Source organism: Burkholderia pseudomultivorans (assembly GCF_001718415.1).
GTDB classification, from domain to species: Bacteria; Pseudomonadota; Gammaproteobacteria; order Burkholderiales; family Burkholderiaceae; genus Burkholderia; species Burkholderia pseudomultivorans_A.
In genome coordinates, this window is the sequence record NZ_CP013378.1 from 4,562,393 (window position 1) to 4,587,825 (window position 25,433).

The 25,433-nt window shown below is 69.0% G+C and carries 23 protein-coding genes; 21 read left to right on the forward strand and 2 right to left on the reverse strand.

Annotated features, from left to right (window positions below; genetic code table 11):
* Positions 1-187 precede the first annotated feature (187 nt).
* The 6 genes from argS (at position 188) to WS57_RS33445 (ending at position 8,151) form a co-directional block, all read left to right on the forward strand.
* The gene (gene argS, locus WS57_RS33420) at positions 188-1,969 is read left to right on the forward strand and encodes an arginine--tRNA ligase (RefSeq protein ID WP_069245362.1); all 1,782 of its coding nucleotides are present in this window, start codon (positions 188-190) and stop codon (positions 1,967-1,969) included.
* 99 nt (positions 1,970-2,068) lie between these two features.
* Positions 2,069-2,947 carry an SPOR domain-containing protein gene (locus tag WS57_RS33425; RefSeq protein ID WP_069245363.1) on the forward strand — a complete coding sequence of 293 codons (879 nt, stop codon included), beginning with the start codon at positions 2,069-2,071 and terminating at the stop codon, positions 2,945-2,947.
* Positions 2,948-3,015: 68 nt separating this feature from the next.
* A complete protein-coding gene (locus tag WS57_RS33430; protein WP_009694796.1) occupies positions 3,016-3,654 on the forward strand; it encodes a thiol:disulfide interchange protein DsbA/DsbL in 639 nt (212 codons plus the stop codon).
* 19 nt (positions 3,655-3,673) lie between these two features.
* Positions 3,674-4,447 carry an SDR family oxidoreductase gene (locus WS57_RS33435; protein WP_009694797.1) on the forward strand — a complete coding sequence of 258 codons (774 nt, stop codon included), beginning with the start codon at positions 3,674-3,676 and terminating at the stop codon, positions 4,445-4,447.
* Between the two features lie 253 nt (positions 4,448-4,700).
* Complete coding sequence (locus WS57_RS33440) at positions 4,701-6,296, forward strand: ABC transporter substrate-binding protein (RefSeq protein ID WP_069245364.1); 1,596 nt, start codon at positions 4,701-4,703, stop codon at positions 6,294-6,296.
* 199 nt (positions 6,297-6,495) lie between these two features.
* Positions 6,496-8,151: an ABC-F family ATP-binding cassette domain-containing protein gene (locus tag WS57_RS33445; protein ID WP_069245365.1), complete on the forward strand. Its 1,656-nt coding sequence runs from the start codon at positions 6,496-6,498 to the stop codon at positions 8,149-8,151.
* 14 nt (positions 8,152-8,165) lie between these two features.
* Here WS57_RS33445 and WS57_RS33450 read toward each other — a convergent pair whose 3' ends face one another.
* On the reverse strand, positions 8,166-9,245 hold the full coding sequence (locus tag WS57_RS33450) for an MBL fold metallo-hydrolase (RefSeq protein WP_069245366.1): 1,080 nt from the start codon (positions 9,243-9,245) through the stop codon (positions 8,166-8,168).
* A 315-nt stretch (positions 9,246-9,560) separates the two neighbouring features.
* Between WS57_RS33450 and aceK the strand changes: the two genes are divergently transcribed.
* From aceK to bioB, 9 genes are all read left to right on the forward strand, one after another.
* Positions 9,561-11,375 carry a bifunctional isocitrate dehydrogenase kinase/phosphatase gene (gene aceK, locus WS57_RS33455; RefSeq protein ID WP_009692615.1) on the forward strand — a complete coding sequence of 605 codons (1,815 nt, stop codon included), beginning with the start codon at positions 9,561-9,563 and terminating at the stop codon, positions 11,373-11,375.
* 48 nt (positions 11,376-11,423) lie between these two features.
* Positions 11,424-12,191, forward strand: coding sequence for a carbonate dehydratase (gene can, locus WS57_RS33460; RefSeq protein ID WP_009692614.1), 768 nt, complete (start codon positions 11,424-11,426; stop codon positions 12,189-12,191).
* Between the two features lie 39 nt (positions 12,192-12,230).
* Complete coding sequence (locus WS57_RS33465; RefSeq protein WP_069245367.1) at positions 12,231-12,908, forward strand: SDR family oxidoreductase; 678 nt, start codon at positions 12,231-12,233, stop codon at positions 12,906-12,908.
* A 46-nt stretch (positions 12,909-12,954) separates the two neighbouring features.
* Positions 12,955-13,392, forward strand: a complete 438-nt coding sequence (locus tag WS57_RS33470; RefSeq protein WP_059518571.1) for a YchJ family protein — start codon at positions 12,955-12,957, stop codon at positions 13,390-13,392.
* A 107-nt stretch (positions 13,393-13,499) separates the two neighbouring features.
* On the forward strand, positions 13,500-14,771 hold the full coding sequence (locus tag WS57_RS33475) for a dienelactone hydrolase family protein (RefSeq protein ID WP_069245368.1): 1,272 nt from the start codon (positions 13,500-13,502) through the stop codon (positions 14,769-14,771).
* Positions 14,772-15,322: 551 nt separating this feature from the next.
* Positions 15,323-16,669 carry an adenosylmethionine--8-amino-7-oxononanoate transaminase gene (gene bioA / locus WS57_RS33480; RefSeq protein ID WP_069245369.1) on the forward strand — a complete coding sequence of 449 codons (1,347 nt, stop codon included), beginning with the start codon at positions 15,323-15,325 and terminating at the stop codon, positions 16,667-16,669.
* Positions 16,666-17,847 carry an 8-amino-7-oxononanoate synthase gene (gene bioF / locus WS57_RS33485; RefSeq protein ID WP_069245370.1) on the forward strand — a complete coding sequence of 394 codons (1,182 nt, stop codon included), beginning with the start codon at positions 16,666-16,668 and terminating at the stop codon, positions 17,845-17,847. Before bioA ends, bioF begins: the two co-directional genes overlap by 4 nt.
* Complete coding sequence (gene bioD / locus WS57_RS33490; RefSeq protein ID WP_069245371.1) at positions 17,844-18,563, forward strand: dethiobiotin synthase; 720 nt, start codon at positions 17,844-17,846, stop codon at positions 18,561-18,563. The genes bioF and bioD overlap by 4 nt, the downstream gene beginning before the upstream one ends.
* 46 nt (positions 18,564-18,609) lie before the next feature.
* Positions 18,610-19,629, forward strand: a complete 1,020-nt coding sequence (gene bioB, locus WS57_RS33495; protein WP_069245372.1) for a biotin synthase BioB — start codon at positions 18,610-18,612, stop codon at positions 19,627-19,629.
* 102 nt (positions 19,630-19,731) lie between these two features.
* Here bioB and WS57_RS33500 read toward each other — a convergent pair whose 3' ends face one another.
* On the reverse strand, positions 19,732-20,649 hold the full coding sequence (locus WS57_RS33500; RefSeq protein WP_009694895.1) for a LysR family transcriptional regulator: 918 nt from the start codon (positions 20,647-20,649) through the stop codon (positions 19,732-19,734).
* A 70-nt stretch (positions 20,650-20,719) separates the two neighbouring features.
* Here WS57_RS33500 and WS57_RS37445 point away from each other — a divergent pair, with 70 nt between their 5' ends.
* Genes WS57_RS37445 through WS57_RS33525 form a run of 6 tightly spaced genes read left to right on the forward strand, consistent with a single transcriptional unit; the run spans position 20,720 to position 25,308 of the window.
* Entirely contained in the window at positions 20,720-20,911 is a 192-nt protein-coding gene (locus WS57_RS37445; protein WP_155754994.1) for a hypothetical protein, read from the forward strand.
* Entirely contained in the window at positions 20,908-21,690 is a 783-nt protein-coding gene (locus WS57_RS33505; protein ID WP_009694894.1) for a 5-oxoprolinase subunit PxpA, read from the forward strand. Before WS57_RS37445 ends, WS57_RS33505 begins: the two co-directional genes overlap by 4 nt.
* Before the next feature lie 17 nt (positions 21,691-21,707).
* Entirely contained in the window at positions 21,708-21,950 is a 243-nt protein-coding gene (locus WS57_RS33510; protein WP_069245373.1) for an acetyl-CoA carboxylase, read from the forward strand.
* Positions 21,951-21,954: 4 nt separating this feature from the next.
* Positions 21,955-23,451: an acetyl-CoA carboxylase biotin carboxylase subunit gene (locus WS57_RS33515; RefSeq protein ID WP_069245374.1), complete on the forward strand. Its 1,497-nt coding sequence runs from the start codon at positions 21,955-21,957 to the stop codon at positions 23,449-23,451.
* Positions 23,448-24,323 (forward strand): 5-oxoprolinase subunit B family protein, encoded by an 876-nt coding sequence (locus WS57_RS33520; RefSeq protein WP_059518558.1) that lies wholly within the window; start codon positions 23,448-23,450, stop codon positions 24,321-24,323. The genes WS57_RS33515 and WS57_RS33520 overlap by 4 nt, the downstream gene beginning before the upstream one ends.
* Positions 24,313-25,308 carry a biotin-dependent carboxyltransferase family protein gene (locus tag WS57_RS33525; RefSeq protein ID WP_059518556.1) on the forward strand — a complete coding sequence of 332 codons (996 nt, stop codon included), beginning with the start codon at positions 24,313-24,315 and terminating at the stop codon, positions 25,306-25,308. The genes WS57_RS33520 and WS57_RS33525 overlap by 11 nt, the downstream gene beginning before the upstream one ends.
* Positions 25,309-25,433 lie beyond the last annotated feature (125 nt).

The window sequence follows — 25,433 nt, forward strand, 5'->3', positions numbered from 1 at the left end:
TCATCTTGTTGTGCCTGCGCAGCGCGGTTGGGGGACGCCGGCAGACCGGCGTCCGGCCTCGCGGACGCGGGGCGCCTGAGCGGCATATTAGCACCTGTTAAAATTCTGCGATCCCTGAAACGCGCGCTTAAAAAGCGCGCCGGCGGCCCGGCCTTCCCGGCCGCCACCAACGAAGCCTTCTACCAGCATGCTGCCAGCACACAAACAGACCCTCGAAGCCCTGCTCGCGGATAGCGTCAAGCAGGTCGCACACGCGCTGAAAGGCGCCGACTCCGCGTTCGTCGCCCCGACCATCACGCTGGAGCGCCCGAAGGTCGCCGCGCACGGCGACGTCGCGTGCAACGTCGCGATGCAGCTCGCCAAGCCGCTCGGCACGAACCCGCGCCAGCTCGCCGAGAAGATCGTCGCCGAGCTCACGGCCCGGCCGGACGCGCAAGGGCTCGTCGAGGCCGCGGAAATCGCCGGCCCGGGCTTCATCAACCTGCGCCTGACGGCCGCTGCCAAGCAGGCCGTGGTCGCCGCGGTGCTCGCGCAGGGCCGCGCGTTCGGCACGTCGGAGCGCGAAAAGGGCAAGCGCGTGCTGCTCGAATTCGTGTCGGCGAACCCGACCGGCCCGCTGCACGTCGGCCACGGCCGCCAGGCCGCGCTCGGCGACGTGCTCGCGAACGTGATCGCGAGCCAGGGCTACGCGGTGCACCGCGAGTTCTACTACAACGACGCGGGCGTGCAGATCGGCAACCTCGCGATCTCGACGCAGGCGCGCGCACGCGGCCTGAAGCCCGGCGACGCCGGCTGGCCGGAAGCCGCGTACAACGGCGAATACATCGCCGACATCGCGCGCGACTACCTGAACGGCGAGACGGTCGCCGCGAAGGACGGCGAGCCGGTCAAGGGCGCGGGCGACGTCGAGGACCTCGACGCGATCCGCAAGTTCGCGGTGGCCTATCTGCGCCACGAACAGGACATGGACCTGCAGGCCTTCGGCGTGAAGTTCGACCAGTACTACCTGGAGTCGTCGCTGTACAGCGAAGGCCGCGTCGAGAAGACGGTCGACGCGCTGATCAAGGCCGGCATGACCTACGAGCAGGACGGCGCGCTGTGGCTGCGCACGACCGACGAAGGCGACGACAAGGATCGCGTGATGCGCAAGTCGGACGGCACGTACACGTACTTCGTGCCGGACGTCGCGTACCACGTGACGAAGTGGGAGCGCGGCTTCACGCAGGTGATCAACATCCAGGGCTCGGACCACCACGGCACGATCGCGCGCGTGCGCGCCGGCCTGCAGGGGCTGCACATCGGCATCCCGAAGGGCTATCCCGACTACGTGCTGCACAAGATGGTCACGGTGATGCGCGACGGCCAGGAAGTGAAGCTGTCGAAGCGCGCGGGCAGCTACGTGACGGTGCGCGACCTGATCGAATGGTCGGGCGGCGCGGCGCCGGGCCAGGAAGCGGCGCCCGACCTGATCGACGAGGCGACCATCACGCGCGGCCGCGACGCGGTGCGCTTCTTCCTGATCTCGCGCAAGGCCGACACCGAGTTCGTGTTCGACATCGACCTCGCGTTGAAACAGAACGACGAAAACCCGGTCTATTACGTCCAGTACGCGCATGCGCGGATCTGCTCGGTGCTCAACGAGCTGAAGTCGCGCTACAACGTCGAGGTGGCGCAGCTGCCGGGCGCCGACCTGTCGCAGCTCACGAGCCCGCAGGCGGCCTCGCTGATGCAGAAGCTCGCCGAGTATCCGGACATGCTGACGCACGCCGCGAAGGAACTGGCGCCGCACGCGGTCGCGTTCTACCTGCGCGATCTCGCTGGCGAATTCCACTCGTTCTACAATGCGGAGCGCGTGCTGGTCGACGACGAAGCGCCGCGCAATGCGCGCGCCGCGCTGCTCGCCGCGACCCGGCAGGTGCTCGAGAACGGTCTGGCGATGCTCGGCGTGTCCGCGCCCGCCAAGATGTAAGCGGCCCGGGTCGGGCCGCGAATGGCCGCGGCAGGAGCGCCCGCCGCAGGGGCGCCTGCCGCGGCACTTTCACGATTCTTTTTGCAGGTGACTCAAGCAATGGCACAACCACGCCGCACTTCGAAGCAATCGAAACAAGCCGGAGGGACATTTCTTGGAATCGTGCTGGGCCTGATCGTCGGCCTCGCGATTGCCGTGGTGGTGGCGCTCTATATCACGCGTTCGCCGTCGCCGTTCGTGTCGAAGGTCGCGCCGCCGCCGGCCGACAACGGCGCGAGCCAGCCGCAGCAGTTCGATCCGAACCGCGCGCTGCAGGGCAAGACGCCGGGCCAGCCGGTGCCGCAGGCCGCGCAGCCCGCGCCGCCGAACACCGCGCCGGGCCAGGCCGCGAACCAGACCCAGGGCGGCCTGCTGCCCGAGCCGCAGATCGTCGAGGTGCCGCCGTCCGCGAACGGCTCGAACGGCGCCGGCAGCTCGCCGAGCACGACCGCGTCGAACAATGCGTCGGGCAACGGCGTCGCCGTCGCACCGAAGCCGGCCGACAATACGCCGCCGAAGAAGACGCAAGCACCGCAGCAGGCCGGCGAAGACGATCTCGCCCGTTTCGCGGCGCAGAAGCAGGCGCAGCAGGCTGCCGCGCAGAAGCAACAGCAGCAGCAACTGGCCGCGAACACGCCGAAGCCGACCTCGTCGGCCGCGCCCGCCGCCGCGGCGAAGCCGCCGACCGCGAACGACGCGAACACCGGCTACTTCCTGCAGGTCGGCGCATACAAGACGGAAGGCGACGCCGAGCAGCAGCGCGCGCGCCTGGGCTTCCAGGGTTTCGAGTCGAAGGTGTCGAAGCGCGACGTGAGCGGCGTGACCTACTTCCGCGTGCGCGTCGGCCCGTTCTCGAAGTTCGAGGATATGAACTCGGCCCGTCAGCGCTTGTCCGATGCAGGTGTCGATACGGCGGTGATCCGCTTCACGAAGCAGTAAGCGGCCGGCCGCGCCACGCAGAACCCGTTACGTTTCGTAACCCGAGCAACTGATGCGACGTTCACAACATGAAAAAACTGATTAGCACGCTCCTTCTGTCCCTGGGCCTCGTGGCCGGCTTCGCGCAGACCGCGGCGGCGGCGCAGCCGCCGGGCAAGGGCTTCGAGACGATGAAGTCGCCGCAGCCGGTATCCGCGCCGGCCGGCAAGGTCGAGGTGATCGAATTCTTCTGGTACGGCTGCCCGCACTGCTACGAATTCGAGCCGACGATCGAAGCGTGGGTGAAGAAGCAGGGCAACAACATCGAGTTCAAGCGCGTGCCGGTCGCGTTCCGCGACGATTTCATCCCGCACTCGAAGTTGTATTACGCGGTGTCCGCGCTCGGCATCAGCGAGAAGGTCACGCCGGCGATCTTCGACGCGATCCACAAGCAGAAGAACTACCTGCTGACGCCGCAGGCGCAGGCCGACTTCCTGGCGACGCAGGGCGTCGACAAGAAGCAGTTCATGAACGCGTACAACTCGTTCAGCGTGCAGAGCGAAGTGAACCAGTCCGCCAAGCTGCTGAAGGACTACGGGATCGACGGCGTGCCGACGATCATCGTCCAGGGCAAGTACAAGACGGGCCCCTCCTACGCGGACGGCATCCCGGCTACCACGCAGGTGCTCGACTACCTCGTGAAGCAGATCCAGGACAAGAAGCTCTGATCCCCGCCCGCGCGCCGGCATGACTACTCCGCTGAAGGTCTTCATCACCGGCGCATCGAGCGGCCTCGGCCTCGCGATGGCCGAGGAATACGCGCGACAGGGCGCCACGCTCGCCCTCGTCGCACGCCGCACCGATGCGCTCGACGCATTCGCGCGGCGCTTCCCCGCCCTCTCCATCTCCGTCTATTCCGCCGACGTGCGCGACCCCGACGCGCTGGCCGCTGCGGCCGCGTCGTTCATCGCCGCGCACGGCTGCCCCGACGTCGTGATCGCGAACGCGGGCATCAGCCAGGGCGCCGTCACGGGCCAGGGCGATCTGAAGGCGTTCCGCGACGTGATGGACATCAACTACTTCGGGATGGTCGCGACCTTCGAGCCGTTCGTCGGCCCGATGACGGCCGCGCGGCACGGCACGCTGGTCGGCGTCGCGAGCGTCGCCGGCGTGCGCGGGCTGCCCGGCTCCGGCGCGTACAGCGCGTCGAAGTCGGCTGCGATCAAGTATCTCGAATCGCTGCGCGTCGAGCTGCGGCCGGCCGGCGTCGGCGTCGTGACGATCGCGCCCGGCTACATCCGCACGCCAATGACCGCGCACAACCCGTACCGGATGCCGTTCCTGATGGACGCCGACCGCTTCGCCGCACGCGCGGCGCGCGCGATCGCGCGGCAGCATGCGTTCCGCGTGATTCCGTGGCAGATGGGCGTCGTCGCGAAGGTGCTGCACGTGCTGCCGCGCTGGCTCTACGACCGCCTGTTCGAAAAGGCGCCGCGCAAGCCGAAGGCCGGCGCGCACTGAACGCCGCGCGCGGCTGCGCGGGCGCGTGGCGTGCCCGCGCGCCGCGCCGCATCCCCCCGTTCCCGCCGCCCCGGCGCCCGTTCCGTCGCGAACGCAGCCGTTTTTCGCTCAATTCGCCGCGTTCCGACGCCTTTTTCCACGCACCGCGCGCTTTGACGGTATGCTATTCGTCAGCTGCGCGGGCCCGTGCGTTTCCGGGCCCGCGCCCGCATCCCGTCATCAAGCAAAAAGCAGAAGCCACGTGGGAGATCCTATGCAGGTCAAGCTGTTCGCCGCGGCCGCCGTCGCCGCCGCCCTCGCCGTTCCCGGCCTCGCCGCCGCCAAGCCGCTCACCGTCTGCACGGAATCGAGCCCGGACGGCTTCGACGTCGTCCAGTTCAACTCGCTCGTCACGACCAACGCATCGGCCGACGTGATCTTCAACACGCTCGTGTCGTACGACGAAGCCGCGAAAAAGGTCGTGCCCGCGCTCGCCGACAAGTGGGAAGCCAGCGCCGACGGCCTGACCTATACGTTCCACCTGCGCCCGAACGTCGCGTTCCAGACCACCGACTACTTCAAGCCGAGCCGCCCGCTGAACGCGGACGACGTCGTGTTCACCTTCAGCCGGATGCTCGACGACGCGAACCCGTGGCACAAGGTGGCCGGCGCGAGCGGCTTCCCGCATGCGCAGTCGATGGGCCTGATCAAGCTCGTGAAGTCGGTGTCGAAGGTCGACGACGGCACGGTGAAGTTCGTGCTTAACGAGCCGAACGCGACCTTCGTGCCGATCCTGACGATGGGCTTCGCGTCGATCTACTCGGCCGAATACGCGGACCAGCTGCTGAAGGCCGGCAAGCAGGCCGACCTGAACGCGAAGCCGATCGGCACCGGTCCGTTCGTGCTGAAGAGCTATACGAAGGACGCGCTCATCCGCTACGACGCGAACCCGTCGTACTGGGGCGCGAAGCCGAAGGTCGACCGGCTGATCTACGCGATCACGCCCGATCCGTCGGTGCGCATGCAGAAGGTGAAGGCCGGCGAATGCCAGATCGCGCTGTCGCCGAAGCCGCAGGACGTGCTGGCCGCGAAGGGCGAAAGCGCGCTGAAGGTCGTGCAGACGCCCGCGTTCATGACCGCGTTCGTCGCGCTGAACACGCAGAAGAAGCCGCTCGACAACGACAAGGTGCGCGAGGCGCTGAACCTCGCGTTCGACCGCTCGACCTACCTGAAGGTCGTGTTCGACAACACCGCGACGGTCGCCAACAACCCGTATCCGCCGAACACGTGGAGCTACGCGAAGGACGTCGCGCCCTACCCGTACGATCCGGCGAAGGCGAAGCAGCTGCTCGCGCAGGCCGGCTTTCCGAACGGCTTCTCGACGACGATCTGGACGCGCCCGACCGGCAGCGTGCTGAACCCGAACCCGAAGGCCGGCGCCGAACTGCTGCAGGCCGACCTCGCGAAGATCGGCGTGAAGGCCGACGTGAAGGTGATCGAATGGGGCGAGCTGATCAAGCAGGCGAAGCTCGGCCAGCATGACCTGCTGTTCATGGGCTGGGCCGGCGACAACGGCGACCCGGACAACTACCTGACGCCGCAGTTCAGCTGCAACGCGGTGAAGTCCGGCATCAACTTCGCGCGCTACTGCGACGCGCAGCTCGACAAGCTGATCGCCGACGGCAAGGCGACCGCCGACCAGGGCAAGCGCGCGAAGCTGTACGAAGCGGCGCAGAAGATCATCCACGACCAGGCGCTGTGGATTCCGCTCGGCTATCCGACCGCCGCAGCGCTCACGCGCGCGAACGTGAGCGGCTATCGCGTAAGTCCGTTCGGACGCCAGAACTTCACGACGGTCGCCGTGCAATAAGGCGCAGCAGGCGCGCGTGGCGCGCGAGCGACGGTATGTCCGAGCGTCGCTTGCGGCCCGCGCGCGGCGCTTGCTACACTGCGCGCTCATTCCTCATACCGGACGCCAGCCAAAGTGAATCACTAAGCCTTCCCGAAATGTTTTCGCCGCCGTGCCCCGCACGCCGCGCGAAGGTTCTCACGCATTTTCGGAGGTGCTTATGGCTGCCGCCACGCCCACCGGCGCGCTCGTCGCGCTTCATCACGTTTCCTTCCGCTTCGACGACGGCGTCACGCTGTTCGATTCGCTCGACCTCGTCATCGACCGCACGCCGACCGGCATCGTCGGCCGCAACGGCATCGGCAAGAGCATGCTCGCGCAACTGATCGCGGGCCGGCTCGCGCCCGCCGCCGGCGCGATCGACCGGCATGTGCGCGTGGTCTACGTCGCGCAGCAGCACGACGCGCCAATCCCGGCCGCTGCGTCGTCCGATGCGCGCACCGTCGCGACGGTCGCCGCGCTCGATGCGCCGCTCGCGGCGCTTGCGCGCGTCGCGGACGGCCGCGCCGAGCCGGACGACTTCGAGCTGATCGGCGAACGCTGGGACCTCGCCGAGCGGCTGCGCGCGGCGCTCGACGCGGCAGGCCTGCGCGACATCGAGCCCGCGACGCCCGCGCATGCCCTGAGCGGCGGCCAGCTCGCCCGCGTCGCGCTGATCGGCGCGCTGCTGTCCGACGCCGGCCTGCTGGTGCTCGACGAACCGACCAACCATCTCGATGCGCCCGGCCGCGCCTGGCTGCGCGCCGCGCTCGACGGCTGGCGCGGCGGCCTCGTCGTCGTCAGCCACGATCGTGCGCTGCTCGCCGACGTGCAGCGGATCGTCGAACTGACGCCGCGCGGCGTGCGCGCGTACGGCGGCAACTACGCGGTCTACCGCGCGCAGCGCGACGCGGAGCAGGATGCGGCGCAGGCCGCGCTCGACCATGCGCGCAGCGAGCGCACACGCGTGCGGCGCCGGCTCGAAGACGAGCACGACACGATCCAGCGCCACGCAGCCGCGTCGCTTCGCGAAGCGAAGACGGCCAACCTGTCGTCGATGGCGCGCCAGTCGCGCAAGGGCGCGGCGCGCGCGATCATGGGCCACGTGCGGCGGCGCCTGCACGACACGCGCACGACGCTCGACGAACGCGTGCAGCAGGCGGCCGCGCGCGTCGAAGCCGACGCACCGGTGCTCGTATCGCTGCCGGGCACCGAGCTCGGCGCGCGCCGCCAGCTGTTCACGCTCGAACGCGCGCAACTGCCATGGCCGGTCGCGGGCGACGCGGACACGCTCACGTGGTCGGCGAGCGGCCCCGTGCGCGTTGCGCTCACCGGCCCGAACGGATGCGGAAAATCGACGCTGCTGAGGATGCTCGCGGGCGAGCTGCCGCCGCGCGCGGGCGCATGCACGACGCATGTGAGCGCCGCGTATCTCGACCAGCGGCTCGCGCTGCTCGACCCCGAGTGCTCGATCGTCGAACAGCTCGGACTGCTCGATACGCCGCTCGCCGAAGGCGAGCTGCGCAGCCGGCTCGCGCTGCTGCAGCTCGATGCATCGCGGGCGACGCAGCCGGCCCGGCAGCTGAGCGGCGGCGAGCGGCTCAAGGCCGCGCTCGCCTGCGCGCTATGGCGCGGCACGCCCGCGCAACTGCTGCTGCTCGACGAACCGACCAACCACCTCGACCTCGAATCGGTGCGCGCGGTCGAGGCCGCGCTCGCCGGCTTCCGCGGCGCGCTGGTCGTCGCGTCGCACGACGCCGCGTTTCTCGCGGCGCTGGCACCGACGCATACGATGCAATGGCATCGCGACGGCTGGCGCTACGAACCTGTCGCGTGATGCGCGTAGCGCGCTCAGCGCGCGGAGCGGAAGCGCAGCACGCCGTCCTCGCCCTGCTCGCGCACGAGCTCGCCCGCGAGCCACAGCAGGTTCAGGTGCGCGATCGCCTCGCCGAGCGCGAAGGTCATCTGGTGGATGTCGAGTTCGCGGCGGCGGAACATGATCGGCACGATGTCGGCCGCGCTCGCCGGCTGCGCCGCGCACGCGACGCGCACTTCGTCGAGCCGCGCATCGTGGTGCGCGCGCAGTTGCGCGATGCGCGTGCGCACGCCGCGAAACGGCTTGCCGTGCGACGGCAGCACCAGCGTGTCGGGCGCCATCGTCTCGTAGCGGCCGAGCGATTCGAGATACAGCGCGAGCGGATTCGCTTCCGGCTCGAGGTCGAACACCGACACGTTCGTCGAGATGCGCGGCAGCACCATGTCGCCGGAGATCAGCACGCCGTCCGCTTCGCTGTGCAGCGCGCAATGTTCAGGCGAATGGCCGTAGCCGGTCACGACGCGCCAGGTGCGCGCGCCGATCGTCAGCGCGTCGCCTTCGCGCAGGCGACGATAGCGCGGCGGCACGGACGGCACGAGATCCGAGTAGTAGCTGCGGCGGTTGCGCAGCTTGTCGAGCGCGGCGGGATCGGTCAGGCCGTGGCGCGCGAAATGATCGGCCGCGGCCGCGCCGCCGGCGTTCGAACCGTTGCCGGCCGCCATCAGGCAGCCGAACATGTACTCGCCGAGCGTCATCCACAGCCGCACGTTCCAGCGCTGCCGGTCGCCGCCTTCGCACAGCCAGTTCGCGAGGCCGAAGTGATCGGGATGGCAGTGCGTGACGATCACGCGCAGCACGGGCAGGCCGTCCAGATGCGTGTCGAAGATCTGTTCCCAGTGCGTGCGGATCGCGTCCGACGCGATCCCGCAATCGACGATCGTCCAGCCGGCCCGCCCGTCGATCTCGTCGCGCAGCAGCCACAGGTTGATGTGATCGAGCGAGAACGGCAGCGGCATGCGCAGCCAGCGCACGCCGGGCGCGACCTCGAACGTGTCGCCCGCGGCGGGCAGCGTATCGGCGAAGGGGTAGTCGAGTTGGTGTTCCAGTGCGTTCATCGGTGGGGCGTCTCGTCGTTATCGGTGCGGGGCGCGCGTGCGGGCAGGCCGCCGCGGGCGTTCCGCCGATTCTATCGCCGTCTCGCGAAACACGCGCCCGGCGGCCTCCGGCAGGTCAAAAAAAGTTCGTGCCAGAATCGGTTCCGTACCCGCATCTTTACGCGAAGTTGCATCGAACGGCATCCAACCGCCGGCAAACGGCCGCCCGGGCGTCCGGCACGTGGCGCGCCGGGACGCATTGCAACGCCGACTTGGGCGCTAAAATGGCGAGTGCAGCGAACGGCCCCTCTGCCCCTTTTGAGCGAGCTTGCCCGCATGAATCACTTCCCCAAACTGCTGTCGTCGCAGATCGGTTTCGACGTCGCGCAGACGATGCTCGAAAACTTCGACCGCCACTACCGGATCTTCCGCGAAGCGGCCGTCGAAGCGAAGACGCTTTACGAGCGCGCCGACTGGCACGGGCTGCAGCGGCTCGCACGCGAGCGGATCACGTCGTACGACGAGCGCGTGCAGGAGTGCGTCGAGCTGCTGGAAGACGAATACGACGCGGAGAACATCGACGACGAGGTCTGGCAGCAGATCAAGCTGCACTACATCGGCCTGCTGACGTCGCACCTGCAGCCCGAATGCGCGGAGACGTTCTTCAATTCGGTGTGCTGCAAGATCCTGCACCGCTCGTACTTCAACAACGATTTCATCTTCGTGCGTCCGGCGATCTCGACCGAATACCTCGAGAGCGACGCGCCGGCCGCGAAGCCGACCTACCGCGCGTACTATCCGGGCACCGACGGGCTCGCGGCCACGCTCGAGCGCATCGTCACGAACTTCCAGCTCGAGCCGCCGTTCGAGGACCTGACGCGCGACATCGGCTGCGTGATGCAGGCGATCCACGACGAGTTCGGCCATTTCGACGAGGCGCCGAATTTCCAGATCCACGTGCTGTCGTCGCTGTTCTTCCGCAACAAGAGCGCGTACATCGTCGGCCGCATCATCAACGGCGATCGCGTGCTGCCGTTCGCGGTGCCGATCCGCCACGTGCGCCCGGGCCTGCTGTCGCTCGACACGGTGCTGCTGCGCCGCGACCTGCTGCAGATCATCTTCAGCTTCTCGCACTCGTATTTCCTCGTCGACATGGACGTGCCGTCCGCCTACGTCGACTTCCTGTGCACGATCATGCCCGGCAAGCCGAAGGCCGAGATCTACACGTCGGTCGGCCTGCAGAAGCAGGGCAAGAACCTGTTCTACCGCGACCTGCTGCATCACCTGTCGCATTCGAGCGACCGCTTCATCATCGCGCCCGGGATCAAGGGCCTCGTGATGCTGGTCTTCACGCTGCCGTCGTTCCCGTACGTGTTCAAGGTCATCAAGGACCAGTTCCCGCCGCCGAAGGACACGACGCGCGCGCAGATCATGGAGAAGTACCAGCTCGTGAAGCGCCACGACCGGCTCGGGCGCATGGCCGACACGCTCGAGTATTCGAGCGTCGCGCTCCCGCTCGCGCGGCTCGACCATGCGCTGGTGCGCGAGCTCGAGAAGGAAGTACCGTCGCTGCTCGAATACGAGGACGACAATCTCGTGATCCGGCATCTGTATATCGAGCGCCGGATGACGCCGCTCAACCTGTACCTGCAGAACGGCACCGACGCGGAAGTCGAACACGGCGTGAAGGAATACGGCAACGCGGTGAAGGAGTTGATGAAGGCCAACATCTTCCCCGGCGACATGCTGTACAAGAACTTCGGCGTCACGCGCCACGGCCGCGTCGTGTTCTACGACTACGACGAGATCGAGTACCTGACCGACTGCAACGTGCGCCGCGTGCCACCGCCGCGCAACGAGGAAGACGAACTGTCCGGCGAACCGTGGTATACCGTCGGCCCGCACGACATCTTTCCGGAAACCTACGGGCCGTTCCTGCTCGGCGACCCGCGCGTGCGCGCGATCTTCATGGCGCATCACGCGGACTTCTTCGATCCGGCGCTGTGGCAGGCGAGCAAGGACAAGCTGCTGCAGGGCGAATTGCCCGATTTCTTTCCGTACGACGCGTCGCTGCGCTTTTGCGTGCGCTATCCCGAGCGCTTCGCCGCGACGGACGACGACCGCGCAGGCGGCGCGCAGCGCGCGGCCTGAGCCTCAGACAACCATATCGACCGATTTCCGATAAGGGAAACCCTCCCGATGAATACCCAAGACCACCCGCTCTCGCACCTGTTCGACAACAACGACGCCTGGGTCAAGCGCCAGCTCGCCGACGACCCGCAGTTCTTCGCACGCCTGGCCGACCAGCAGGCGCCCGAGTACCTGTGGATCGGCTGCTCGGATTCGCGCGTGCCGGCGAACCAGATCATCGGCCTGCCGCCGGGCGAAGTGTTCGTACACCGCAATATCGCGAACGTCGTCGTGCACACCGATCTGAACTGCCTGTCGGTGATCCAGTTCGCGGTCGACATCCTGCGCGTGAAGCACATCATGGTGGTCGGCCACTACGGCTGTTCGGGCGTCAACGCGGCGCTGCACAACCGCCGCGTCGGCCTCGCCGACAACTGGCTGCATCACGTGCAGGACGTGCGCGAACGGCACGCGGCGCTACTCGACGAATGGCCGGTCGGCGAGGCGCGCTATCGCCGCCTGATCGAGCTGAACGCGATCGAGCAGGTCGTCAACGTCTGCCGCACGACGATCGTCAACGACGCGTGGGCGCGCGGCCAGTCGCTGACCGTGCACGCGCTCGTGTACGGCGTGCACGACGGGCGGATGCGCAACCTCGGCATGGCCGTGTCGAACTTCGACGCGCTCGACGAAACCTACCGGCGCTGCGTCGCGTCGCTGACCGCGCGCGGCCAGCACGCGCCCGACAACGACATGGTCGCGGCCGACGCCGCGCGGCTCGACGAGGTCGCGCAAGCGGTCGTCGATACGCTGAAGCACGGTGGCGACACGAAATAAGCATCGACCCGGCACACCGCACGAAAAGGAGTGGCGCACATGAAAACCGTACTGATCGTCGGCGCATCGCGCGGCCTCGGCCGCGAATTCGTCCGGCAATACCGGCGCGACGGCTGGAACGTGATCGCCACCGCGCGCGACGACGCGTCGCTCGCCGCGCTGCGCGAACTCGGCGCGCACGCGCATGCGCTCGACATCGCGCAGCCCGAGCAGATCGCCGCGCTCGGCTGGAAGCTCGACGGCGAGCGGCTCGACGCAGCCGTCGTCGTGTCGGGCGTCTACGGGCCGCGCACCGAGGGCGTCGAAACGATCACCTCCGAGGATTTCGACGCGGTGATGCATACCAACGTGCGCGGGCCGATGCAGTTGCTGCCGATCCTGCTGCCGCTCGTCGAGGACGCGCGCGGCGTGCTGGCCGTCGTGTCGAGCCGGATGGGCAGCATCGCCGAGGCGACCGGCACGACCGGCTGGCTGTACCGCGCGAGCAAGGCCGCGCTGAACGACGTGCTGCGCATCGCGTCGCTGCAGACGCGCCACGCCGCGTGCATCTCGCTCCATCCAGGCTGGGTGCGCACCGACATGGGCGGCTCGCAGGCCGCGATCGACCCCGAAACCAGCGTGACCGGCATGCGGCGCGTGATCGCCAAAGCCGGCGCGGACGTCTCGCAGGCCAACGGCCGGTTCTTCCAGTACGACGGCATCGAGCTGAGCTGGTAAGCATTCGTCATGATTAACAACCGGCCGTCGTTAATTCCCGTTCCGCATGATTTCGACCCGACCTGACGCGTGCCCGTGCGGCGGCGCGTCCCCTGCTTCCGCCGGCAAAGGGCCGGCGCCGCGCTATGCGGCCTGCTGCGGCCGCTTCATCGACGGCGGTGCGGCCGCGCCGACCGCACTCGAGTTGATGCGCTCGCGGTACAGCGCATACGTGCTCGGCGCGACCGACTACCTGCGCGCGACCTGGGATCCGCGCACCTGCCCGGCCGATCTCGATGCCGCCCCCGCGGCCCCCGACGCGCCGCGCTGGCTCGGCCTCGCGGTCAAGCGCCATGCGCCGCTCGACGAACGGCACGCGGAGGTCGAGTTCGTGGCCCGCTACAAGGTCGGCGGGCGCGCGTACCGGCTCCACGAGACGAGCCGTTTCGAGCGCGACGAGCGCGGTTTCTGGCGCTATGTCGACGGTGATGTAAGCGAGCGCTGACAAATACTTGCTGTGTCAGACGCCGGGTTATTCCTGCATTGCACAACCCGAATTTGTCGGGCTACGATGAGCCTCGGTTTGGTCATGTTGCATGGCAGGGCTTACGAATGGCGTTCAGCAAGGTATTGGTGGGATGGATGGCGGCCTGTGCGCTGTCGGCCGCTCAGGCCGATACGCTGCCGGGCGCCAATGCTGGCGTCAGCCCCGCGAACGGGTCGCTCGCCCGCGCCGAGCGCTTCGACTACGGCGACTCGGGCCTGCCGCAGGTCGCGGCCAACCTGAACGAACAGATCATTCGGATTCCGGCCGACGCGTCGGGCGCCGTGACGCTCGAGGCGACGCTCTTCAAGCCGGACGGCCCCGGCCCGTTCCCGCTCGTCGTGTTCAACCACGGCAAGAACACCGGCGATCTCCATCAGCAGCCGCGCAGCCGGCCGCTCGCGTTCGCGCGCGAGTTCGTGCGCCGCGGCTATGCGGTCATCGCGCCGAACCGCCAGGGCTTCGCGGGCTCGGGCGGCACCTATCAGCAGGAAGGCTGCAACGTCGGCAAGAACGGCCTCGCGCAGGCCGCCGACGTCGATGCGACGGTCCGCTACATGTCGCACCAGCCGTACGTCGATGCGTCGCGCATCGTCGTCGCCGGCACGTCGCACGGCGGCCTCGTGTCGGTCGCCTACGGCACCGAAGCCGCGCCGGGCGTGCGCGGCATCATCAATTTCTCCGGCGGGCTGCGCCAGGATCTGTGCGACGGCTGGCAGAAGAACCTGGTCGACGCGTTCGACCAGTACGGCGCGCATACGGCCGTGCGCTCGCTGTGGCTGTACGGCGACAACGATTCGGTGTGGACGCCCGCGCTCGTCGCGCAGATGCACGACGCGTACGTGTCGCACGGCACGCAGGCGCAGTTCGTCGATTTCGGCCGCTACAAGGACGACGCGCACCGCCTGATCGTCGATCGCGACGGCGTGCCGGTGTGGTGGCCCGCCGTGCATGCGTTCCTCGCGGAGCTGAACCTGCCGACCGCCGTGCGTTATGCGGTCGCGAACCCGCACGAGCCGAAGGCGACCGGCTACGCTTCGATCGACGCGGTCGACGCGGTGCCGTTCCTCGACGAAGCCGGCCGCGACGGCTATCGCCGCTTCCTGAGCCAGCATCCGAGCCGCGCGTTCGCGGTGTCGTCGGAAGGCGCGTGGTCGTGGGCCGAAGGCGGCGACGACCCGATGGCGCTCGCGCTCGACAACTGCTCGAAGCAGGGCACCGGCGCGTGCCGGCTGTATGCGGTCAACGACCGCGTCGTGTGGAACGCGAATACGCAAACCGCCGACAACGGCGACAGCGATACGCACAGCGCCGATACGCGCGCGCTGGCGTCGCGCTGACGCGCCCCTTTCCTTTTCCGCTTCTTCTCCCTCCTCTGCACAGGCGCGCCGGCGCAGGCGCCCGTGCCGACGGGCAGCGACGGCATCACGCTCGTTTCGACCGGCGATCCACGGCCTGAATGCGCGACGCGCCGTCGCCCTGCCGGCCGGTTTCCATCCGTTCGCGCCGGAAGCACGCGCCCGATCTCCACGGCCGGTCGATCCGTCCCCTGTGCCAGCACGCGCGCGGCGCCACTCATCCTTCCCCGAATTCCACGCGCCGTCGCCCGCCCCCGCCGACGATTTTTTCCATGGGGGGGTGTCACTCGAACGTCGTCATCTGCGGCGATTTCATGACATCTGGCGCGTACCGTCCCGAGCGCCCCCGATCTGCGCCGAACTCCCGTCCAGCAAGGCTTTGCGGCGTTTGTAACCGCTAGTGCAACGTGCCGCGGAACACGCTAATCTCTGCGCGTTTCAGTGTCCCGCCGGTCGTTCGCCGGCAGGCCGCAGTCCAGCGCGGCGCACCGCATTCCGATGCCGCGCGCCGCCGTTTTACCCCCGGAGTCGCCTTGAGTACGCCAGCCACCGACGACTGGGTCGCGCGCAGCCTGCGCGCGGTCTGGCATCCCTGCACCCAGATGAAGCACCACGAGCGCCTGCCGCTCGTTCCCGTCGCGCGCGGCGCGGGCGTATGGCTGTACGACCGCGACGGCCGCCGCTACTTCGACGCGATCAGCTCGTGGTGGGTCAACCTGTTCGGCCATGCGAACCCGGACATCAACGCGGCGCTGAAGGACCAGCTCGACACGCTCGAGCACGCGATGCTCGCGGGCTGCACGCACGAGCCGGCGATCGAGCTCGCCGAGCGGCTGCATGCGCTGACCGCGAACACGCTCGGCCACGCGTTCTTCGCGTCGGACGGCGCGTCGGCGGTCGAGATCGCGCTGAAGATGAGCTTCCACGCGTGGCGCAACCGCGGCCGCGCGGACAAGCGCGAGTTCGTGTGCGTCGCGAACAGCTATCACGGCGAGACGATCGGCGCGCTCGGCGTGACCGACGTCGCGCTGTTCAAGGACGCGTACGACCCGCTGATCCGTCACGCACACGTGGTCGCCTCGCCGGATGCGCGCGGCGCGCTGCCGGGCGAGACGGCCGCCGACGTCGCGGGCCGCGCGCTCGCGGACGTGCGGCGCCTGTTGGTCGAACGCGGCGAGCGGATCGCCGCGCTGATCGTCGAGCCGCTGGTGCAGTGCGCGGCCGGCATGGCGATGCACGATCCGTCGTACGTGCGCGGGCTGCGCGCGCTGTGCGATGAATTCGGCGTGCACCTGATCGCCGACGAGATCGCGGTCGGCTGCGGCCGCAGCGGCACGTTCTTCGCGTGCGAGCAGGCCGGCGTGTGGCCCGACTTCCTGTGCCTGTCGAAAGGCATCAGCGGCGGCTACCTGCCGCTGTCGCTCGTGCTCACGCGCGACGACGTGTTCGCGGCGTTCTACGACGACGACACGACGCGCGGCTTCCTGCATTCGCATTCGTACACCGGCAACCCGCTCGCGTGCCGCGCGGCGGTCGCGACGCTCGACCTGTTCGCGCGCGACGACGTGCTCGCGAGCAACGCGCGCAAGTCGGCCGCGATGCGCGCGGCGCTCGCGCCGCTCGCCGCGCATCCGGACGTGCGCCACCTGCGCGAGCGCGGCACGCTGTTCGCGTTCGACGTCGCGCTCGACGGCGACGCGGCGCGCGGCTTCTCGCGACGCTTCTTCGAGCGCGCGCTCGAACGCGAGCTGCTGCTGCGCCCGATCGGCACGACCGTGTACCTGATGCCGCCGTACGTGATGACCGACGACGACATCGCATGGCTCGCGCAGCGCACGCGCGACACGCTCGACGCCACGCTCGCGGAGGTCGCACGATGAGCCTGCTCGATACGCTGCAGCGCGGCCTCGCCGATCTCGACGCGCAAGGGCTGCGCCGTGTGCGCCGCATCGCCGACACCGCGTGCGACGCACACATGACGGTCGACGGCCGCGCCATCGTCGGCTTCGCCAGCAACGACTATCTCGGCCTCGCCGCGCATCCGGCGCTGGTCGCCGCATTGGGCGAAGGCGCGCGGCGCTACGGCTCCGGCAGCGGCGGCTCGCATCTGCTCGGCGGCCATTCGCGCGCGCATGCGACGCTCGAGGACGAACTCGCCGCGTTCGCAGGCGGCTTCTGCGACGCACCGCGCGCGCTGTACTTCAGCACCGGCTACATGGCGAACCTCGCCGCGATGACGGCGCTGACCGGCAAGAACGCGACGATCTTCTCCGACGCGCTGAACCACGCGTCGCTGATCGACGGCGCGCGGCTGTCGCGCGCGAACGTGCAGGTCTACCCGCACGCGGACACGGCCGCGCTCGCCGCGCTGCTCGACGCGTCCGACGCCGAAACCAAGCTGATCGTCAGCGACACCGTGTTCAGCATGGACGGCGACATCGCGCCGCTCGCCGAACTCGTCGCGCTGGCCGAACGGCACGGCGCGTGGCTCGTCGTCGACGATGCGCACGGCTTCGGCGTGCTCGGCCCGCAAGGCCGCGGCGCACTGGCCGCCGCCGCGCTGCGCTCGCCGCACCTGATCTATGTCGGCACGCTCGGCAAGGCGGCCGGCGTCGCGGGCGCGTTCGTCGTCGCGCACGAGACCGTGATCGAATGGCTGATCCAGCGCGCACGCAGCTACATCTTCACGACCGCCGCGCCGCCGGCCGTCGCGCATGCCGTATCGGCGAGCCTGAAGCTGATCGCCGGCGACGAAGGCGACACGCGCCGCGCGCATCTCGCCGCGCTGATCGAACGCACGCGTGCGCTGCTGCGCAAGACGCGCTGGCAGCCGGTCGATTCGCACACGGCCGTGCAGCCGCTCGTGATCGGCAGCAACGACGCGACGCTCGTCGCGATGCGCGCGCTCGACGCCCGCGGCCTGTGGGTGCCGGCGATCCGGCCGCCGACGGTGCCGGCCGGCACGTCGCGGCTGCGCATCTCGCTGTCCGCCGCCCATTCGTTCGACGATCTCGCGCGGCTCGGAGCGGCGCTGATCCACGCCAGCGAGGCCGCATGACCGCACCGCTTTCACTGTTCGTCACCGGCACCGACACCGAGATCGGCAAGACCTTCGTATCGGCCGCGATGCTGCACGGCTTCGCACGGCGCGGGCTGCGCGCGGCCGCACTGAAACCGGTCGCGGCCGGCGCGTACGAGCGCGACGGCGTGTGGCGCAACGAGGACGCCGACCAGCTCGACGCGGCCGCAAACGTCGTGCTGCCGCCGTCGCTGCGCACGCCGTTCCTGCTGAAGGCGCCGGCCGCACCGCATATCGTCGCCGCGCACGAAGGCGTGATGCTCGACATCGACACGATCGTCGCGTGCCACCGCGAAGCGCTGACGCGTGCGGACATCGTCGTCGTCGAAGGCGTCGGCGGCTTCCGCGTGCCGCTGAACGACACGCAGGACACCGCCGATCTCGCGGTCGCGCTCGGCCTGCCCGTCGTGCTCGTCGTCGGCGTGCGGCTCGGCTGCATCAGCCACGCGCTGCTGACGGCCGACGCGATTCGCCAGCGCGGCCTCACGCTCGCCGGCTGGGTCGCGAACCACGTCGATCCGGCCATGTCGTATGCGGACGAGAACGTCGCGACGATCCGCGACTGGCTCGCGCGTGAACACGGCGCGCCGCTCGTCGGCCGCATCGCGCACCTGAGCCCGGCCGCCCCCGAATCCGCCGCGTCGATGCTCGACATCGACGCGCTCGTCGATACGCTGCGCGCCGCGCGGCGTTGACCCCACCGATCCCCCGAATCCATCCAGTCCACGACAGGAAAACGATATGACCCAAGCCCAGACCGTCGCCGCGCAAACCGATGCGATTCCCGTGGCCGCTCCGGCGTCGCAGCGCTGGCGCGTCGCCGACGTCGTCGCGCTGTTCGAACTGCCGTTCAACGACCTGATCTTCCGCGCGCAGCAGGTGCATCGCGAGCACTTCGACGCGAACGCGGTACAGCTGTCGACGCTGCTGTCGATCAAGACCGGCGGCTGCGAGGAAGACTGCGGCTACTGCTCGCAGTCGTCGCACCACGACACGGGCCTGAAGGCCGAGAAGCTGATGGACGTCGACGCGGTGCTCGACGCCGCGCGCGCCGCGAAGGCGAACGGCGCGAGCCGTTTCTGCATGGGCGCCGCCTGGCGCAACCCGAAGGAGCGCCACATGCCGGCGCTGACCGAGATGGTGCGCGGCGTGAAGGAACTCGGCCTCGAGACCTGCATGACGCTCGGCATGCTGGAAGAAGAGCAGGCGCAGCAGCTCGCGAGCGCGGGCCTCGACTACTACAACCACAACCTCGACACGTCGCCCGAGTTCTACGGGCAGGTGATCTCGACGCGCACGTACCAGGACCGCCTCGACACGCTCGACCGCGTGCGCGACGCGGGCATCAACGTATGCTGCGGCGGCATCATCGGGATGGGCGAGTCGCGCCGCGAGCGCGCGGGCCTGATCTCGCAGCTCGCGAACCTGAACCCGTACCCGGATTCGGTGCCGATCAACAATCTCGTCGCGATCGAAGGCACGCCGCTCGCCGGTACCGCGCCGCTCGACCCGTTCGAGTTCGTGCGCACGATCGCGGTCGCGCGGATCACGATGCCGAAGGCCGTCGTGCGCCTGTCGGCCGGCCGCGAGCAGCTCGACGACGGGCTGCAGGCGCTGTGCTTCCTCGCCGGCGCGAACTCGATGTTCTACGGCGACCAGCTGCTGACGACGAGCAACCCGCAGTCGCAGAAGGACCGAGCACTGTTCGAGCGCCTCGGCATCCGCGCGAGCGACGCGGACGCGATGTCGGCCGACGCGTAAGCGCGCCGCGCACCGCGGGTTCGCCCGCCCGATGAAAAAGCCGGGATCCGTCCCGGCTTTTTCGTTGCCGCCCGCTTCGCGCGCGCCGGCACGGCGCCGCGCTCAGGCGGCGCCGCCGACCGCCCTCGGCTCCATGAAGGTGTGCCGGAAATAGTCGCGCACCGCATGCATCGCGGGGCTCAGCTCGATGTTCTTGCGCCAAGCGAGGCCGACGCTCATCGGCGGCACCGGATCGCGCAGCACGATCGTCTCGATGCGCCGCCCTTCGAGCGACCATGGCCGATACACCATGTCGGACAGCACCGCGACGCCGGTGCCGTTCGCGACCATGCTGCGCACGGCCTCGACCGACGAGGTGCGCAGGATCACGTTCGGCCGGTACGGCGTCTCGTTCCAGTAGCGCATCGCCGTCTGCCCGGCCTCGTCGACCGTCAGCATCACGAACGGTTCGCGCGCGACCTCGGCGAACGTCACGCTCTCGCGCCTGAGCAGCGGATGATGCGCGCCGACCCACAGCCGTCGCACCGAATGGATCACCGGCTCCAGCACGAGCTCGGGGTTCGACACGTTCGAGGTCAGCAGCACGGCCATGTCGTAGCGGCCCGCAATCAGCCCTTCCTCGATCGATTCGCGGTTCAGCTCGTGCAGATGGATCGTCAGCCGCGGATAGAGCGTGTTCAGGCGCAGCACGTGATGCGGCAGGAAGTAGCCGAGCACCGTGTAGCTCGCGGCGATCGCGAGCGTGCCCGTCAGCGTGCTTTCGAGGTTCGGGATCCGCATCGCCTCGTCGACCGACGACAGGATCGCGTACGCGTGATTCAGGAAGCGCCGCCCGGTATCGGTCAGCGTGACGCCTGCCGACGTGCGCAGGAACAGCTGCGTGCCGAGGCTGTCCTCCAGTTCCTTGATCGCGCTCGTCACCGCGGACTGCGAGATCGTCAGCTGGATCGCGGCCTGCGAGATCTGGCCGAGTTCGGCGGTCGCGACGAAGTACTTGAGCTGTCTGAGGGTCAGGGCCATGGTCGACGGAAAACTGATGGAGGCGCGATAAACATCATATCAACCGTGTCGCGACGCAGAAGCGGGCCTCGTGAAAACCCTGCCATCCCTGCTGCGACGGCCCTGGCAGCGCGTTTTCGGCGATATCGAAAAAATCGATACGCCGGCATATAAAAATAGAACTATTTTGACTCGCGCCGCGCGGCTAACCTCGGTTCAACACGGTTTCGACAGGCGTACCGACGCCGGCGAACCGGAGAACCTGGAGGAACACACCGTATGAGGAAGCACAGCGTCGACCTGAATTCCGACATGGGCGAAGGCTTCGGCCCGTGGACGATCGGCGACGGCGTCGACGAGCAGATCATGCCGCTGATCAGCTCGGCGAACATCGCCACCGGCTTTCATGCCGGCGACCCGAACATCATGGCGCGCACGGTGCAGCTCGCGCGCGACGCCGGCGTCGGCATCGGCGCGCACCCGGGCTTTCGCGACCTGGTCGGCTTCGGTCGCCGCACGATCGCCGAATCGCCGCAGGCACTCGTCAACGACATCGTGTATCAGCTCGGCGCGCTGCGCGAGTTCGCGCGACTGAACGGCGTGAGCCTGCAGCACGTGAAGCCGCACGGCGCGCTGTACATGCACGCGGCCGCCAGCGAGACGTTCTCGCGACTGCTGATCGAGACGCTGCAGCGCGTCGATCCGGGCCTGTTGCTGTACTGCATGGAAGCGTCGGCCACGTACCGCGTCGCCGCCGAATACGGCCAGCCGGTAGTGCGCGAGTTCTATGCGGACCGCGACTACGACCGCAGCGGCTCGATCGTGTTTACGCGCCGCGTCGGCCGGCTCGATGCGCGCCAGGTCGCCGACAAGGTGCTGCGCGCCTGCGTCGACGGCAAGGTGCGCACGGTCGACGGCAACGACATCGACATCGATTTCGATTCGGTCTGCATCCACAGCGACACGCCGGGCGCGCTCGCGCTCGTGCGCGAAACGCGCGACGCGCTGAGCCGCGAGGGCATCCGCACCGCCGGCCCGCAGCCGCTTGCCGCGCAACACTGATTCAAGGAGACACAGAGATGGCATTGCACGACATCGTCAGCCCGCTGCCGGGCACCTTCTACCGGCGCCCGTCGCCCGATGCGGACTACTACGTCGCGCTCGATGCGACGGTGGCCGCCGGCGCGGTCGTCGGCCTCGTCGAAGTGATGAAGCAGTTCACCGAGATCGAGTCCGAGGCGCCGGGGCGCGTCGTCGAGCTGCTCGTCGAAGACGGCGAGCCCGTCGACGCGGGGCAGGTGCTGATGCGGATCGAGGGGTGACGCGATGAACCAGGCAATTTCCTGCGACGTGTTCTATCGCCCGTCGCGCATCCGCACCGTGCTGGTCGCGAACCGCGGCGAAATCGCGGTGCGCGTGATTCGCGCCGCGCACGAGCTCGGGATGCGCGCGGTCGCCGTGGTCAGCGATGCCGACCGCGACAGCCTCGCCGCGCGCATGGCCGACGAAGCGATCCACATCGGCTCCTCGCACGCGGCGAAGAGCTACCTGAATCCGGCCGCGATCCTCGACGCCGCGCGGCAGTGCGGCGCGGATGCGGTCCATCCCGGCTACGGGTTCCTGTCCGAGAACGCCGCATTCGCCGCGCAGGTCGAAGCGGCCGGCCTCGTCTTCGTCGGCCCGGACTCGCAGGTGATCGCGACGATGGGCGACAAGGCGCGTGCGCGCGACACCGCGCGGCGCGCGAACGTGCCGACGGTGCCCGGCAGCGACGGCGTCGTGCAGTCGCTCGACGCCGCGCGCGAGGTGGCCGCGCGCATCGGCTATCCGGTCATGATCAAGGCCGCCGCCGGCGGCGGCGGCCGCGGCATTCGCGTCGCGCACGACGCGGCGCAGCTCGACGCCGAGCTGCCGCTCGCGCAGCGCGAGGCGCAGGCCGCGTTCGGCGACGGCGGCGTCTATCTGGAGCGCTTCATCGCGCGCGCGCGGCACATCGAAGTGCAGGTGCTCGGCGACGGGCGCGACGTCGTCCATCTGTTCGAACGCGAATGCTCGCTGCAGCGCCGCCGCCAGAAGATCCTCGAGGAAGCGCCGTCGCCGTCGCTGACGCCGGCGCTGCGCGCCGAGCTGTGCGCATCGGCGACGCGTCTCGCGCGCGAAGTCGGCTATCGCAGCGCAGGCACGCTCGAATACCTGTTCGACGACACGCGCGGCGAGTTCTACTTCATCGAGATGAACACGCGCATCCAGGTCGAGCATCCGGTGACCGAGGCGATCACCGGCATCGACCTCGTGCGCGAAACGCTGCGCATCGCCGACGGCGAGCCGCTGCGCTTCGCGCAGCAGGACATCGCGATGCGCGGCGCGGCGCTCGAATGCCGGATCAATGCGGAAGACCCGCTGCAGGACTTCCGCCCGAATCCCGGCCGGATCGATGCACTCGTCTGGCCGACCGGCCCCGGCGTGCGCGTCGACTCGCTGCTCTATCCGGGCTGCGTCGTGCCGCCGTTCTACGACTCGCTGCTCGCCAAGCTGATCGTGCACGACGAGAGCCGGGCGGCGGCGCTGCAGCGTCTGTCACGCGCGCTCGGCGAACTGCAGGTCGGCGGCATGAAGACCACCGCGCCGCTGCACGCCGCGCTGCTCGCCGACGCCGACGTCCGCGCCGGCCGCTATCACACCAATTTCCTCGAGGCGTGGATGCCGCGATGGCGTGCGGCGCTCGACGCGGCGGCCGCCGCCGCGGGCCGGTCCGAATCCGAATCCGAATCCGCAAACCTCAACGTAAACGCAGACGCGACGCGCGTCGGGGAGGCCCTGTGACGACCCGCTATACGTTCGGCGGCGACGAGTTCGTGTTCGTCGAGATCAGCGAAGCGATGTCGCTCGACGCGTTCTTCAAGGGCACCGCGATCACGCGCGAGCTGCAGCGCCGCGCGGTGCCCGGCATCACCGAGATCTGCCCGGCCAACGCGTCCTACCAGGTGCGCTACGACCCGGACACGATCGCGCCCGACGCACTGGTCGCGCTGCTGAAATCGATCGAGGCCGACGTCGGCGAAGCGTCGCTCGACCTCGACACGCGCATCGTCGAGGTGCCGGTGCTCTACAACGATCCGTGGACGCACGAGACGATGATGCGGTTCCGCGAGCGCCACCAGGACCCGTCGTCGACCGATCTCGAATACGCGGCGCGCATCAACGGCAAGCGCGACGTCGACGACTTCATCGCCGCGCACTCGGGCGCGCCGTGGTTCGTGTCGATGGTCGGCTTCGTCGCGGGCCTGCCGTTCATGTACCAGATGGTCGAACGCGAACGCCAGCTCGAAGTGCCGAAATACCTGCGGCCGCGCACCGACACGCCGAAGCTGACGGTCGGCCATGGCGGCTGCTTCGGCTGCATCTACTCGGTGCGCGGCGCGGGCGGCTACCAGATGTTCGGCGTGACGCCGGCGCCGATCTTCGATCCCGAACAGCGGCTCGACTATCTGCGCGACTTCATGGTGTTCTTCCGCCCCGGCGACATCGTGAAGTTCCAGCCGATCGACCGCGCCGCGTACGACGCGGCCGTCGCGGCCGTCGAAGCGGGCACGTTCTCGCTGCGCGTGCGCCCCGTGAAATTCTCGCTCGACGCGTTCCGGCGCGATCCCGATGCGTACAACCGTTCTCTCGTCGAGGTGCTGCATGCAAGCTGACGCGCACAAGCTGATCGAGGTCGTGAAGCCCGGCCTCGCGACCTCGGTCCAGGATATGGGCCGGCAAGGCTACTACCATGTCGGCATTCCGCCGTCGGGCTCGCTCGACCAGTACGCATCGCGCGCGGCGAACCTGCTGGTCGGCAATCCCGAGCAGGCCGCCGTGCTCGAATGCACGCTGCTCGGCCCCGAGCTGCTGTTCCACACCGACGCGCTGATCGCCGTGACCGGCGCGGAGATGACGCCGAAGATCGACGGCGTCGGCCAGCGCTGCAACGTCGCGCTGCGCATCCGCGCGGGCAGCGTGCTGTCGTTCAACTACGTGAAGGGCGGTGCGCGCGCGTATCTCGCCGTCGCGGGCGGCATCGACGTGCCGGTCGTGCTCGGCAGCCGCTCGACGTATGCGCTCGGCGCGATCGGCGGCCACGCCGGCCGGCGTCTGCAGAAAGGCGACCGGCTGCCGGTCGGCGCGGCGCGCGAGCCGGGCCGCGAAGGCCGCGAGCTGCCGCCGGCCGTATGCCGGCCGCTCGACAGCCAGGTCGAACTGCGCGTGCTGACCGGCCTGTATCACTACCGTCTCAGCGACGAATCGGCGCATACGTTCTTCGACGACGAATGGACCGTCGCGCCCGAGGCGGACCGCATCGGCTATCGCTACAAGAACGGCCGCCCGCTGCAGTTCAGGCCGCGCGAGCAGCCGTTCGGCGCGGGCGCCGATCCGTCGAACATCGTCGACGCGTGCTATCCGATCGGCTCGATCCAGGTGCCGGCCGGGCTCGAGCCGATCATCCTGCATCGCGACGCGGTGTCGGGCGGCGGCTACGCGACGATCGGCACGGTGATCAGCGCCGACATGGACCTGATCGGCCAGATGCAGCCCAACCATCGCGCGCGCTTCGTGCGCGTGACGATGGCCGAGGCACTCGCCGCACGCCGCGAGTACCAGCGACGCCTCGCGCTGCTGCGCGCCGTGCTGCAGGACTGAACGCAGGACGCCCGGCCGCCGCGCCGCGGCACGGCCGCCTGCGCGGTTCGTTTTCCGACTCCGTATTCCGTTTCCCGCCCGCGCGACCGCACGCCGCGCGGCGGGGACGCTTGCGCGTCGTTTCT